This is a genomic window from Streptomyces sp. NPDC026062 (assembly GCF_055568375.1).
Map to the genome: position 1 here is coordinate 1 of NZ_JBVHOQ010000058.1, position 14,010 is coordinate 14,010.

Below are 14,010 nucleotides of genomic sequence, written 5' to 3' on the forward strand. Positions count from 1 at the left end.
AACATCACCATCAACTGGCCCACCACCCAACCCACCCAACCCCAACCCCACACCCCCCTCCCCACCTACCCCTTCCAACACCACCACTACTGGCTGGACGCCACAGCCGGGCCCGGCACCGAGGACGTGGTGTCGGCGGGGCTGGACGAGGCATCACATCCGCTGCTCGCCACGATCGTCGAACTGCCCGAAGGACAGGGCCTGGTGGCGAGCGGACGCATCGGGACGGGCACACATGCGTGGCTGGCCGGATACCGGCTGGAGGACAGGCCAGTCCTCCCGTCCGTCGCGGTCCTCGACCTGGTGCTGTCCACGGGAGAGCTGCTCGGCCTGGATCACCTGGAAGAACTGACACTGGACACACCGGTCGTCCTGCCCGAGGAGGGCGGTGTGGACCTGCGCGTGCAGATCTCCGGCGCGGACGACGACGGCAACCACACGGTCAGCGTGCACACCCGGGCGGCGGGTGCCTGGACACGCCGCGCGAGCGGCGTGCTGAACTCATCACCCGGCACGGCCGCGGCCGGACAGGGCATCGCCACCGCACCGGAGCACGCGGGCGACGGTGACCTCGAACAGCTGGCGGAGCAGCTCAGCGCGGCAGGGTACGACCACGACGGGGTGTTCCACAGCGTCCGCTCGTTCTCCGCGCCCGGCGACGGCGACGTCCAGGTCCGTACAGCTCTGTTGGACGACGTCGGCGCGGACGGGTTCGGCTTCCATCCGGCGCTGCTGGCCGCCGCCCTGGACGGTGCGCTGGCTCAGTCGTCGAAGGCGGCGCTGCTCCCGCTGCGGTGCGCCGACGTCCGCCTGCACACCACCGGTGCCACCCGGGCCTCTGTCCGGCTGGCCGCCCGCGGTGACGGCGGTGTTTCCCTCAGCGCCCTCGACGGGACGGGCCTGCCTTTCCTGACGATCGGTTCGCTCACCACCCGGCCGCTCACCGAGGCGGATCTGGCGCTCCCGTCGGGCGGGCCGCTCCACTCGCCGCTCGCTCTGGAGTGGACGGAGCCCGCCGCCCCGGCCGGTCCGGCAGAGGTGCCCGAGGTGGAGACACTGACCGTGGCAGCCGCGTCCGGGACCGGGCCCGAGGCGGCGCACTCCACCGCGCTGCGGACGCTGCGGGCGGTCCAGCAGTGGCTCGCTCAGGAGCAGGCCGCCGGCACCCGGCTGGTCGTGCTCAGCTGTGGCGCGGTGGCCGCGGGGCCCGGCGACGCGGTCACGGACCTGCCCGCCGCCACCGTCTGGGGCCTGGTCCGTGCCGCCCAGAACGAACACCCCGGCCGTCTGGTGCTGCTGGACCACGACCGTACTCAGGCGTCCCTGGATGCCGTGGACGCGGCCGTCCGCACGGCGGTCGCGACGGGCGAGGACCAGCTCGTCCTCCGCAACGGCCGCTGCCTGGTCCCGCGTCTCGTGCCCGTCTCCGAGGGCCGGGCCGAGACGGCCCTCGATCCGGACGGAACCGTCCTGATCACCGGCGGTACCGGCACCCTCGCCGCCCACATCGCCCGGCACCTGGTCACCCGGCACGGCGTCCGGCACCTGCTGCTGCTCAGCCGCCGCGGCGCCCAGGCGCCCGGAGCCGAAGAGCTCCGCGACGAGCTCACCGGACTCGGTGCCCACGTCGGCATCGCCGCCTGTGACGCCGCGGACCGCGACGAGCTGGGTGCCGTGGTCAAGGGCATCCCCGGCGAGCACCCGCTGACCGCCGTCGTCCACACCGCCGGCGTGCTCGATGACGCGACCGTCACCAACCTGACGCCCGAGCAGCTGCTCACCACGCTCCGGCCCAAGATCGACGCCGCCTGGCATCTGCACGAGCTGACCGCGGACGCCGGCCTGGCCGCGTTCGTCCTGTTCTCCTCCGCCGCCGGAACCCTCGGCACGCCCGGACAGGCGAACTACGCCGCCGCCAACACCTACCTCGACGCGCTCGCCCACCACCGCCGCGCCGAGGGCCGTCCGGCGGTCAGTCTCGCCTGGGGACTGTGGAGGGACAGCAGCGAGATGACCGGCGCGCTGACCGAGGGCGACGTCGACCGGCTCAGCACGACCGGTCTGCGGCCGCTCGCCGTCAACGACGCGCTGGCGCTGTTCGACGCCTGCCTCCGCGACGCCGGCCATCCGCACCTCGTCCTGACACGGATCGACCGGGGCGCGGTGCGGCGGCACGCTCAGGACGGGACGCTCCCCGTGCTCTTCGAGCGGCTCGCCCCGGGCCGGGTGCGGCAGGCGGACGCGGGCGGAGCGGCACTGGCCGGGCGGCTGCGCGGGCTGGACGGCAAGCGCCGCGTCCAGGCGCTGCTCGACCTGGTGCGCGGGCACATCGCGGCCACGCTGGGGCACGAGTCCGCCGCCGACGTCGCTCCGGGGCAGGCGCTCAAGGAGCTGGGGTTCGACTCGCTGACCGCCGTCGTGCTGCGCAACCGGCTGTCGGCCGCCACCGGCCTCCGGCTCGCGACCACGCTGGTCTTCGACCACCCCTCCGCCACCGCGATCGCGAACCATCTGAGCGAGTACTTCGACGGCGGGGGCGGGACGGGGGCAGGGGTGCTGCAGCCCGAGCTGGAGCGCCTGGAAACGGCTGTGGCCGGGACCGATCTGGACGACGAGGGGCGCGATCGGCTCGAAGCCCGGCTGCGGGCGCTGCTGCTGCGGGTCACCGAGTCCCGGACGGCGCGGGACACGCCCGCCGACGACGACCTGGCGTCGGTGAGCGACGACGAGCTGTTCGACGCGCTCGACGAGGAGCTCGGTCTCGCCGGGCTGGACGAACGATGACACGGCGCGCCTAGGAGGACTGGCTGCATGGACAAGCACGAGAAGCTCACTGAGTACCTCCGCTGGACGACCGCGGAGCTGCAGAAGACCCGGCAGCGGCTCGACGACGTCGAGGCCGCCCAGCGGGAGCCGATCGCCATCGTCGCGATGAGCTGCCGGTATCCGGGCAACGTCCGGTCCCCGCAGGACCTGTGGCGGCTCGTCGTGGAGGGCGGGGACGCGGTCTCGTCGTTCCCGGCCGGCCGGGGCTGGGACCTGGAGGCGCTGTACGACCCGGATCCGGAGCGGGAAGGCACCTGTTACACCCGTGAGGGCGGGTTCCTCTACGACGCCGCCGACTTCGATCCCGCGTTCTTCGGGATCAGCCCGCGCGAGGCGCTGGCGATGGACCCGCAGCACCGGCTGCTGCTGGAAACCAGCTGGGAGGCCTTCGAGAACGCGGGCATCGACCCCGGCTCGCTGCGCGGGAGCCGTACGGGTGTGTTCGCCGGGGTCATGTACGACGATTACGGCGCCCGGCTCATGGAGCACACGCCGGAGGGGTTCGAGGGGTATCTGGGCACCGGCAGCGCGACCAGTGTGGCGTCCGGGCGGATCGCCTACACCCTGGGGCTGGAGGGGCCGGCCGTCACCGTCGACACCGCCTGCTCGTCCTCGCTGGTGGCCATGCACCTGGCGGCTCGTGCGCTGCGGGCAGGGGACTGTGAGCTGGCGCTGGCGGGCGGGGTCACCGTCATGGCGACACCCGGGGTGTTCGTGGACTTCAGCAGGCAGCGGGGGCTGGCGCCGGACGGCCGCTGCAAGTCGTTCGCCGCGGGCGCCGACGGCACCGGCTGGGGTGAGGGTGTCGGGCTGCTGCTGCTCGAACGGCTCTGCGACGCGCAGCGCAACGGCCACCCGGTGCTCGCGGTGCTGCGCGGGTCCGCGGTCAACCAGGACGGTGCCAGCAACGGGCTGACCGCGCCGAACGGCCCGTCCCAGCAGCGGGTGATCCGGCAGGCTCTGGCCGAGGGCCTGCTCACGCCGTCGGACGTGGACGTGGTGGAGGGACACGGCACCGGCACCGTCCTGGGGGATCCGATCGAGGCGCAGGCGCTCATCGCCGCCTACGGCCAGGACCGTCCCGCCGGCCGGCCGCTGTGGATCGGCTCGGTCAAGTCGAACATCGGTCACACCCAGGGGGCCGCCGGGGTGGCCGGGGTGATCAAGATGGTGGAGGCCATCCGGCACGGGACGCTGCCGGCGACGCTGCACGCGGCCGAGCCGTCCCCGCATGTCGACTGGAGTGCGGGAAGCGTCGCGCTGCTCACCGAGAACCGCGACTGGCCCGGACTCGGCCGGCCCCGCCGCGCGGGTGTCTCCTCGTTCGGTGTCAGCGGGACCAACGCCCACGTCATCGTGGAGGAGGCGCCCCAGGACGTTCCCGGGGCGGCGCCGCTCCGGGCCCCGGCCCGCCCCGTTCCGGTGCTCGTCTCGGCGCGCACCGAGGGCGCGTTGCGCGACGCGGCGCGTGATCTGGGCGCGCGGCTCGGCGGCGGACCGGGCCCGCGTCCGCTGGACGTCGCGTACTCCAGCGCGACCACGCGGGCCGCCCTGGAGCACCGTGCGGTGGTCGTAGGCTCGGACGGGGCCGAGCTGACGCGGGGTCTGGAGGCGCTGGCCCAGGGTGATCTGCTGCCCGGCAATGTGGTGGTGGGCCTGGCCGGTGCCGAGCCGGGCGGGCTGGCGTACCTGTTCACCGGACAGGGCAGCCAGCGGCCGGGCATGGGGCGGGCCCTGGCCGCCGCGTATCCGGTGTTCGCCGATGCCCTGGCCGGGGTGTGCGCGGAGTTCGACCGGTATCTCGACCGGCCGCTCCAGGCCCTGATGTTCGCGGCGAAGGACGATCCGGAGGCCGGTCTCCTGCACCAGACCCGGTATGCGCAGCCCGCGGTGTTCGCCGTGGAGACGGCGCTGTTGCGGCTGCTCGATCACTGGGGGCTGCGGCCCGGTGTGCTTCTTGGGCATTCGGTCGGTGAGCTGGTGGCCGCGCACGCCGCCGGAATGCTCGATCTGGCCGACAGTGCCGCGCTCGTCGCCGCCCGTGCGCGGGCGATGCAGCGGGCCCGTCCGGACGGGGCCATGGTCGCTCTGGAGGCCGCGGAGGAGGAGGTGTGTGCGACGCTGGCCGGCCGCGAGCGCGAGGTCGCGCTCGCGGCGGTGAACGGGCCGCGCGCCACCGTGATCTCCGGGGACACCGATGCCGTGCTGGCGGTCGCCGAGCACTGGCGGGCCCAGGGCCGCCGGGTCCGGCGGCTCACCGTCAGCCACGCCTTCCACTCGCCGCACATGGACGATGTCCTGGACGAGTTCCGCGAAACCGCTTCGCAGGTCAGCTTCGCCGAACCGGCCATCCCGCTGGTGTCGAACGTCACCGGCAGGATCGCGGATCCGGCCGCCATGCGTGACCCCGGCTACTGGGTGGACCACGTCAGGCGGCCCGTGCGGTTCGCCGACGGTGTCGGTGCCCTGCGCTCCGCGGGGGTGAGTTGTTTTCTGGAGGTCGGCCCCGACACCGCACTGACCGCGATGGTGCGGGAGTGCCTGCGTGAGGAGGGCGATGGGGTGCGGGCCGTGACGCTGGCGCCTTTGATGAACGCCAGGCGTCCGGAACCGCAGAACGTGCTCGTGGCCGTGGCCAAGGTCCACGCGGCGGGTCACCGGGTCGACTGGGCGGCCCAGTTCGAGGGCTCGGGCGCGGCTCGCGTCGCGCTGCCGAACTATCCGTTCCAGCACCGCGGTTACTGGCTCAATCCCGCCACCGGTGGTTCCGCCGGTGGCGACGCGGGGCGGGTTTCGTCCCTGGAGTCCCGGTTCTGGTCGGCGGTCGAGGACCAGGACGTCGCCTCGCTCAGCGGGATGCTCCGGCTGTCGGCCGGGCAACGTGACTCCCTGTCCTCGCTGCTGCCCGCGCTGGCCGTGCAGCGGCGCCGGGCGCGGTGGCACCACACCATGGCGTGGCGCCCCCTGGCCGGGGCGCGCCCTGTCGCCGGGGCGCGCCCCGGCGGGCGCTGCGTCGTGCTGGTCACCGGGGACGGGGACGGTGGCGGACTGGCGGCGCAGGTGATCGACGCGGTGGGCGAGGCGGCCCTGCGTGTCGTCCTGCCGGTGTCCGCCGCGGGTGAGGACGGTCTCGCCGCGGTCATACGTGACGCGGTCCCCGGCGGGATGGACGTGGCCGCCGTCGTGTCGCTGCGGGCGCCGGCCGCCGCGCTGCCGGGGGCGCTGGCGCTGGCCGGGATCAGCGCCCCGCTCTGGGTGCTGACCAGTGGCGCCGTGACGGTGGGGCGGCTCGACCCGCCCGCGGACCCGGAGCAGGCCGTGGCCTGGGGCCTGGGGCAGGCGCTGGCCCTGGAGCACCCGCGCCGTGGGATCAGGCTGCTGGACCTCCCCGGCGAGCTGGACGGACCGGCCCGGCGGCGGCTCGTCGAGATGTTCCGTGTGCCGCCCGCCGACGACGTCCTCGCGATCCGCGGGGCAGGGCTGTTCACCGCGCGGCTGGTGCGCGTCACCCTGCCCGACGACAGCGGCCTGCCCGGCTGGCGGCCGGAGGGGACGGTGCTTCTCACCGGCGGTACGACAGTCCTGGGCGGGCACATCGCCCGCTGGCTGGCCGAACGCGGCGCCGAGCGGGTCCTCCTGCCCGTCGCCGCGCACGAGGACCCGGCGGGGGTCACCTTGTTGTGCAAGGAGCTGGCGGAGCTCGGGACCGAGGTGACGCCGGCCGTGTGCGACCCGGCCGACCGCCACGCGCTCGCACGTCTGGTCCGTGAGGCACCGCCCGTCGCGGTGGTGCATGTCGCCGAATCCGCTCCGGCGGGAGCCGCGCAGGCCGCCGTGGTCGACGAGGTCACCGCGCATCTCGATCTGTCGGCCTTCGTGGTGTGCGCCTCCGGCGCGGGCGCCCTCATGGAACCGGGGTCCGGTGACACGGTGCCGGCCCACGCGTTCCTGGAGACGCTGGTGCGCCGGCGCCGGGAGCGAGGCGGTCCCGGGCTGTGGCTGGGGTTCGGGGTGCCGGCCCTGGACGCGGCGGTGGAGGCGCTGGCGCTGGCGTCCCGGGCCAGCCTCGGGGCGGTGACGGTGGCCGAGTTCGACCCGAAGGCCGCTCCGTGGCTCCGCTCTGTCCGGCTGTTCGGGGAGCTGCCCGGATTCGCCGACGCCGGCGCCGCCTCGTCCGGCGGGCCGCAGGGGACGCTCCTGGACCGGCTCGCCTGCGCCGGCCCGGACGAGCAGACCGCGATCCTTCTGCAGAGCGTGTCTGCCGCGGCCTGCGACGTTCTGGGCGTCGGACCGGACGACACCCTCGACCCGGACGCCGACCTGTTCGCCCTCGGCCTGTCGTCCTTCGCCGCGCTCGAACTGAGCACCCGGATGCGCGCGGCGGGCCTGGATGTGTCACCGCAGCAGATCTTCGACCACCCGACCCCCGCCCGGCTCGCCGCGTCCATGCGCCCCGATTCCTAGGGCGGGTGCCGGAACACGTTTCCGGATCCTGTCCCACCCGCAGACCCACCCGTACCCGGTCCTCACCGACCACCGACTCCCCAGGGGGACATTCATATGCTTCACGACGTCGTCATCGTCGGCGCCGGACCCGTCGGACTCATGCTCGCCTGTGAGCTCCGCCTCGCGGGCACGGAGGTCCTCGTGCTGGAAGGCCGCTTCGAACCGGACGCGCACGCGCCGGGCGTGGCCGTCAACGGCGGAGTCATCGAACTGCTGGAGATGCGCGGGCTGATGGACGCGTGCCGCGCCGACGGTTTCGAGTTCCCCATGGCGCACTTCGCGCACATCTGGCTGGACCCGGCGCAGCTCGCCGGCCGGTACCCGTACAACTTCGCGATGCCGCACTCGCGTCTGATCCACCACCTCCTCGAACGTGCGCGTTCGCTCGGTGCCGATGTGCGCTTCGGGCACCGGGTGCGCGGTGTGGTCCAGGATGCGGACGGGGTCGATGTCCGTCTGGAGGGTCCCGGCGGTGAGGCGACGGTGCGTGGCCGTTATCTGGCGGGCTGCGACGGTGTGGACAGTGTGGTCCGCCAGGCGGCCGGTATCGAGTTCGCGGGAGAGGAGCGGCCCTTCCACGGGACGGTCTGCGACTTCTCCGTCGAGCCGGACAGTGTTCTGAACCAGCACATGGGGGCGAAAGAGTATCCCGCCGGTGTGTTCGCGGTGAGCCCGATCGGCCCCGGGACGGTGCGGGTGCTGACCGGTGAGTTCGGTGTCGAGCCTCCGAGCCGGACCGGTGCTCCTTCGCTGTCCGAGATCCGGGCCGCCGTGCACCGCCTGGCCGGTGTGGAGTTCACCGGCGACGAACCGTCCTGGTCGGCGCGGTGGTTCGATGTGACGCGGGTGGCCGAGCGCTACCGCGCGGGGCGTGTCTTTCTGGCGGGCGAGGGGGCTCACACCCACTTCCCGCTGGGCGGGCAGGCGCTCAGTACCGGTATGGACGACGCGGTGAACCTCGGCTGGAAGCTCGCTGCCGACCTCGCCGGGTCCGCGCCGCGGGGGCTGCTCGACACCTACGAGAGCGAACGCCGTCCGGTCGCCCAGCGGGCGTGCATGACGGCCCGCGCGCAGGTCGCGCTGCTCCATCCGCTGACGGAGCTGCGCGAGGTGTTCGCGGAGCTCGTGCGGTTCCCGGACGTCAATGAGTACGTCGTCAGGATGGTCGGGGGCACCGACACCCGTGTTCCCGTCGAGGGGGATGGCACGCATCCGTTGCTGGGCCGCCGGATTCCGGGGGTGGCCGCCGCGGTCCAGGCCGTTCCCGAGCTGGCCGGGGTGTGGGCGTCCGGCTGCGGTGTCCTGCTCGATCTGAGCGACGCCCCCGGGGACGGCGGTCTCGACCTGACCGGCTGGACCGACCGGGTGTCCCTGGTGCGTACGAAGCCGCTTCCCGGTGTCGATGCCGAAGCGGCCCTGCTCAGGCCGGACGGCCGTGTCGTGTGGGCCGCGCGGCCCGGGGAGGGAGGTGGCGGTCTCACCGAGACCCTCACGGCGTACTTCGGGGCCCCGGCCCACGCATAGAAGTGATCACTTAGGGCTGCTTAAGCCGTGGCGCGCAGCATGGTCCCGGCAGCCGAACAGAGGACGAGGCATGAACGTCTACCTTCATTCGGCCGGGACAGTGCTGCCCGGCCCGCCCATAGGCATCGCGTCCCTGGCCAGGAAGTTCGGCCTGCCTTCCGTGTGGGAGCAGTGGGTGGAGTCCTTCATCGACACCCCGGCCCGGCACTACTCGGTCGACCTGGCCTCCGGAGAGGTCCAGTTCTCGCTCGCCGATCTGGCCACGACGGCCGGGGAGCGGGCGCTCGCGGCCGCCGGGACCGCGCCGCGCGACGTGGATCTTGTCGTCATGGGCACCTCATCGCCCGACATGCTCATGCCGGCCACGGTCAATGTCGTCGCCGACCGGCTGGGCATCGACGACGTGGCCACCTACCAGCTCCAGTCGGGATGTGCGGGCGCGATCCAGGCTCTGGACGTGGCCCGTCGGCTGCTGGGGTCCGGCGAGCACCACACCGCGCTGGTGATCGGCGCCGATTCCTGTGCCAAGCACCTCGACCTGTCGGTGGACGTCAGCTCGCTGCCACCCGACGAGCAGGTCAACGGGGTGCTGTTCGGCGACGGTGCCGGGGCGGCCGTGCTCGGCACCGGGCCGGGTCCGCACGGGGTCGAGCTGCTCAGGACCCGGGTGCGGTGTGTCGGGCTCGGGCGGAAGCCCGGCCAGACCCTGAACTGGTTCGGCGGGGCCGACCGCCATCTGGACCGGCCCGCCGCGGTCGAGGACTACAAGGCGGTCCAGGACGCGGTTCCGCCGATGGCCGTCGAGGTGCTGGACGAGATGCTCCAGGCGCTGGACTGGGACCGGGGCGAACTGGACTACGTGCTGCCGCCGCAGCTGTCGGGGCGCATGACCGACGCGATCCATGCCCGGCTCGACGTGCCGGACGCCCAGCAGGTCAGCTGTGTCCGGGAGACCGGCAACACCGGTAACGCGCTGCCGTTCTTCCAGCTGGAGCGGCTGCTGCCGCGCATGACGGCCGGTGACCGCGCGGTGGGCGTCGCGATCGAGTCCAGTAAGTGGATCAAGGCGGGTTACGCGCTGGAGAAGGTGGGCGCGTGACACTGTCACAGCTGCACGGGTCGGGGCAGCTCGCTGCCTCCTATCCGCTGGTCCGAGGCCTGCTGGCCGATCTCGACGGCGAGGAGCTGGACAGAGCCGGGCGGCTGCTCGCCCGGCTCGATCCCGACGAGGTGCTGCAGGCGCACCCGTCCACCCCGGTGCTCGGGGTCGCGGTCACCGGGCACCGCACGCTCGGGCCGCTGATCGCTCCGCTCACCGCGGAGCTGGCCCGGCACGGGCTGCTCATGCGGTCGCACCTGTCCGACTTCGACGCCTACGTCTTCGACCTCGGTGATCCGAAGAGCGCGTTCTACGAGGCCGGTCCGGATCTCGCCCTGTGCGTGCTGGACCCCGACATGGTGTTCGACGAGGTCCCGGTGCCGTGGACGGCCCAGGACGTGGAACGGGCCCTGGAGGCCACGGTCTCCAGGGTGCGGGACCTCGCGGCCGCCTTCGACGGGCGGGCCGGCGCCACGCTGGTGCTCAACACCCTCCCGCTGCCCCGGCGGTTCACCGCCCAGCTCGTCGACCACCGCTCGCGCGGCCGGCTCGGCGCGGCGTGGCGCTCGGCGAACATCCGGCTGCTGGAGCTGGGCGAGGAGATCGCCTCGGTGATCACACTGGACCTGGATCCGCTGCTGGCCGAGGGCGTGCCCGCCGAGGACGCCCGGCTCGGCCGCTACGCCAAGACCGGCCTGTCACCCGCCCTGCTGGCCCGGTACGCGCGCGAGGTCGGCCATCTGGCCCGTCATCTGACGGGGCGTACCAAGAAGGTGCTGGTCTGTGACCTGGACGGCACTCTGTGGGGCGGGGTGCTGGGCGACGACGGGCAGGAGGGCATCGAGGCCGGCGAAGGGCTGCGCGGGGAGGCGTTCACCGCCTTCCAGAACGTGGTCAGGCAGCTCGGTTCCCAGGGTGTCCTGCTGGCCGTGGCGAGCAAGAACGACCCCGGGCCGGTCGAGGAGGCGCTTCGCGAGCACCCCGGTATGGCGCTGCGTCCCGGTGATTTCGTCCAGGTGGCGGCCAACTGGCGGGCCAAGCCGGACAATCTCCGCGCTCTCGCGCAGGACCTGAACCTCGGTGCGGACTCCTTCGTCTTCACCGATGACAGCGCCTACGAGTGCGGGCTCGTCCGGCACTCGCTGCCTGACGTGGCGGTCGTCCGGCTGGACGAGGAACCCGCCCGGCACATCGAACGGCTGCTGCGCGACGGGTGGTTCGACACCCGTGAGCTGAACGCGGAGGACCGTGCGCGCCCCTCCCGGTACCGTGAGGAGAAGGACCGGCACACCTTCCTCACCTCGTTCGACTCGGTCGCCGACTACCTGCGCGAGCTCGACGTGCGGGTGCGGCTCTCGCCGGTGACCGAGGCAGAGATTCCCCGGGCGGCACAACTCACCCTGCGGACCAACCAGTTCAACACGACGGTGCTGCGGTGCCGGCCGCCGCAGGTGCGGGAGGCGGCCGCCGGTCCTGGCACGCGTGTCCTGGGCATCCACTCCGGGGACCGCTTCGGTGACAACGGCATGGTCGGGGTGGTCTTCACGCGCGAAGCGGGCGACACCGTACACATCGACAACTTCGTCCTCAGCTGCCGGGTGTTCTCCCGCGGCATCGAGACAGCGTGCCTGAGCGCGGTGCTGGCCGAGGCGAAGGCCTGCGGGGCACGCGCCGTCGAAGCGGTCTACCGGCCCGGCCCCAAGAACTCGGCGGTGCGGGACTTCTACCCCGCCAACGGCTTCACCCTGGCCGCCGACAAGGACGGTGTCCTCACCTTCCGGTACGACCTGTCCGGCTCCGCCGGCCTGCCCACGCCGCCCACGCACATCCGGTTCACCGAGTCTCTGGAGGACAGCCGTTGACCACCATCGACGATTTCCTGGTCCTGGTCCGCGAAGAAATCGGGCTGGCCGTGGGGCCCGAGCATGCGGACGTGCCGCTCGACCAGGTCCCCGGCTGGGACTCGCTGCACCTGCTGTCCCTGCTCACGGCCCTGGAACGGCAGACCGGGCGGTCCATCTCGCTGCCGGACGTGCTGGAGGCCGAGAGCCTCCACAAGATCCACGAAGTGGCGGTGCGGGCATGACGATCGGGCCGCTCGCCAAGGAGCGGCGACCCACGCTGTACTTCCTGCGGGAGATCAGGGGGTTCGCGCCGGTCCACCTCGACACCGAGGTGGACATGAGCCGGATCAGGGCCCACCGGGCGAAGGCCCGTGAGGCCGGCCGTCACTACTCCTGGGTGAGCTACGTGCTGTACGCGGCGGGCCGGGCCCTGGCAGCCCACCCGGAGGCCAACGCCGCGATCCGCGGCGGTTTCCGCCCGAGGATCGCACGGTTCGCCTCGGTGTACGGCAAGTTCACGATGGACCACACCGTGAACGGGCAGCGTGTGGTGCTGTCGGCCGTCCTCCCGCATGTCCAGGTCACCGGCCTGGAAGAGATCCAGCGGCAGGTCGACCACTACGCGCGCGGTGACGCCGAGCAGCTCCCGGAGTTCGCCGGGGCCCGGCTGATCCAGCGGCTGCCCCTGCTGGTCGGCGGTGCGGCCTACCGGTCGCATGTGCGTCCGCTGCGTACCCGGGCCGCCGCCATCGGTTCGTTCGCGGTCACCTCGCTGTCGCACAGCGCGGTGGACGGGTTCCACTCCACCGGCGGGACCACCGTGACGCTGGGTCTCGGCCGGATCGCGGACCGGCCCGTGGCGCGCGACGGCGTGGCGGTGGTCGCGCCCGTCATGCGGCTGAACCTCACCTTCGACCACCGTGTGATCGACGGCGCCGAGGCCGCGGACCTGCTCACGGACATCAGGAAGGCCCTGGAGGATTTCCAGGACGACGCGCCCTCGGAGGATGCGGGCACCAACGACGTGGGCGAGCTCAAGCAGTTCGTGCTGGCCCATACCAAGGGTCAGAAGATCTCCGGCCACGAGGACGTCCTGGCACGTATCCGTACCGATGCCGACGGTGACGGCTCGTGGACGGCCCAGTGGTCCCGGTCCGCACAGGAGCTGGAGCGTCAGGGGCAGCTGCTGGACTCCTGCCGGCACTACGCCATGGCCCGGTTCCCGTTCGTGGACGGCTCCGCCCGGCGCCGGGCGCAGCAGGAGACCGTCCGGACGTTCGATGAGTGGCGCCGCGCGGACAAGGACATCGAGCGGCTGGAGGTCGATCTCCCGGCCGGGCGTGTCGTGGCGTGGGCGACCGGTCTGTCGGACGGTGTGCGGCGGCCGGTGATGGTTGTCAGCGGTGGCATCGTGACGGTCAAGGAGGCGTGGGCACCGACGCTGGCGGCCATCCGCCGGCTCGGTATGGCCGGGGTCATCACCGAGATGCCCGGAGTGGGCGAGAACACGCTGCCGTACGACAAGGACAGCTGGAAGATGCTGTCCGGTCTCCTGGACCATGTGGGCGACCGGGCCGACACGGCGAACTCGCATGTGCTGGCGCTGAGTTTCAGCGGGCACCTGGCGCTGCGCTGCGCGCTGGAGGACAGCAGGATCAGAGCGGTGCTCACGGCCGGGGCGCCCGTTCACGACTTCTTCTCGGACCGGGAGTGGCAGGCGGGCCTGCCGAAACTCACCGTGGACACCCTGGCGCATCTGACGGGTGAGAAGCCGCAGGACGTTCTCGACCGGATACGGGAGTGGGCGCTGCGGCCCGAGGAGCTGCGGGCGCTGGACATCCCGGTCCGCTACGTCGCCAGCGCGCGCGACGAGATCATTCCGGGGTCGGATGTCGCGCTGCTGCGCGAGCACGTCCGCGACATCGGGATCCTCACGCACGACGACGTGCACGGGGCTCCGTCCCACGCCGCGGAGACGCAGCTGTGGCTGATCCGGGCGCTGCTGCGGACGGTGGGCGGGAAGGCTCCGATGTCCTTGGTCATCGGTCTGCTCTACCGCCTGGCCCGGCTGCGTGCCTCTCCGGCGGGCTGATACCGCCGTGGGCCGGCGGCCTCCTTGCCGGGGCCGCCGGTCCGGACCGGCCGGGTGGTTCACCCGGCCTTTCCGGGGAGGCCGGGCGGTTCACCCGGCCGGTCCGGAAAGGCAGCCGG

Annotated in this window: 6 protein-coding genes and 1 pseudogene; all 7 read left to right on the plus strand. The window is 72.8% G+C overall.

Annotated features, from left to right (window positions below):
• A partial coding sequence (locus ACZ4LX_RS34295; RefSeq protein ID WP_467651176.1) for a type I polyketide synthase occupies positions 1-2,784 on the plus strand: 2,784 nt, incomplete at its 5' end.
• Positions 2,785-2,832: 48 nt separating this feature from the next.
• Positions 2,833-7,290 (plus strand): annotated as a pseudogene (locus tag ACZ4LX_RS34300) (type I polyketide synthase); the annotation flags it as partial.
• A 96-nt stretch (positions 7,291-7,386) separates the two neighbouring features.
• A complete protein-coding gene (locus ACZ4LX_RS34305) occupies positions 7,387-8,856 on the plus strand; it encodes an FAD-dependent monooxygenase (RefSeq protein ID WP_467651177.1) in 1,470 nt (489 codons plus the stop codon).
• Positions 8,857-8,926: 70 nt separating this feature from the next.
• Positions 8,927-9,955, plus strand: a complete 1,029-nt coding sequence (locus ACZ4LX_RS34310; protein WP_467651178.1) for a 3-oxoacyl-ACP synthase III family protein — start codon at positions 8,927-8,929, stop codon at positions 9,953-9,955.
• Positions 9,952-11,817, plus strand: a complete 1,866-nt coding sequence (locus tag ACZ4LX_RS34315; RefSeq protein ID WP_467651179.1) for an HAD-IIIC family phosphatase — start codon at positions 9,952-9,954, stop codon at positions 11,815-11,817. Before ACZ4LX_RS34310 ends, ACZ4LX_RS34315 begins: the two co-directional genes overlap by 4 nt.
• Positions 11,814-12,041, plus strand: coding sequence for a phosphopantetheine-binding protein (locus ACZ4LX_RS34320; protein ID WP_467651180.1), 228 nt, complete (start codon positions 11,814-11,816; stop codon positions 12,039-12,041). The genes ACZ4LX_RS34315 and ACZ4LX_RS34320 overlap by 4 nt, the downstream gene beginning before the upstream one ends.
• Positions 12,038-13,891, plus strand: coding sequence for a 2-oxo acid dehydrogenase subunit E2 (locus ACZ4LX_RS34325; protein WP_467651181.1), 1,854 nt, complete (start codon positions 12,038-12,040; stop codon positions 13,889-13,891). The genes ACZ4LX_RS34320 and ACZ4LX_RS34325 overlap by 4 nt, the downstream gene beginning before the upstream one ends.
• The last annotated feature ends 119 nt before the right edge of the window (positions 13,892-14,010 follow it).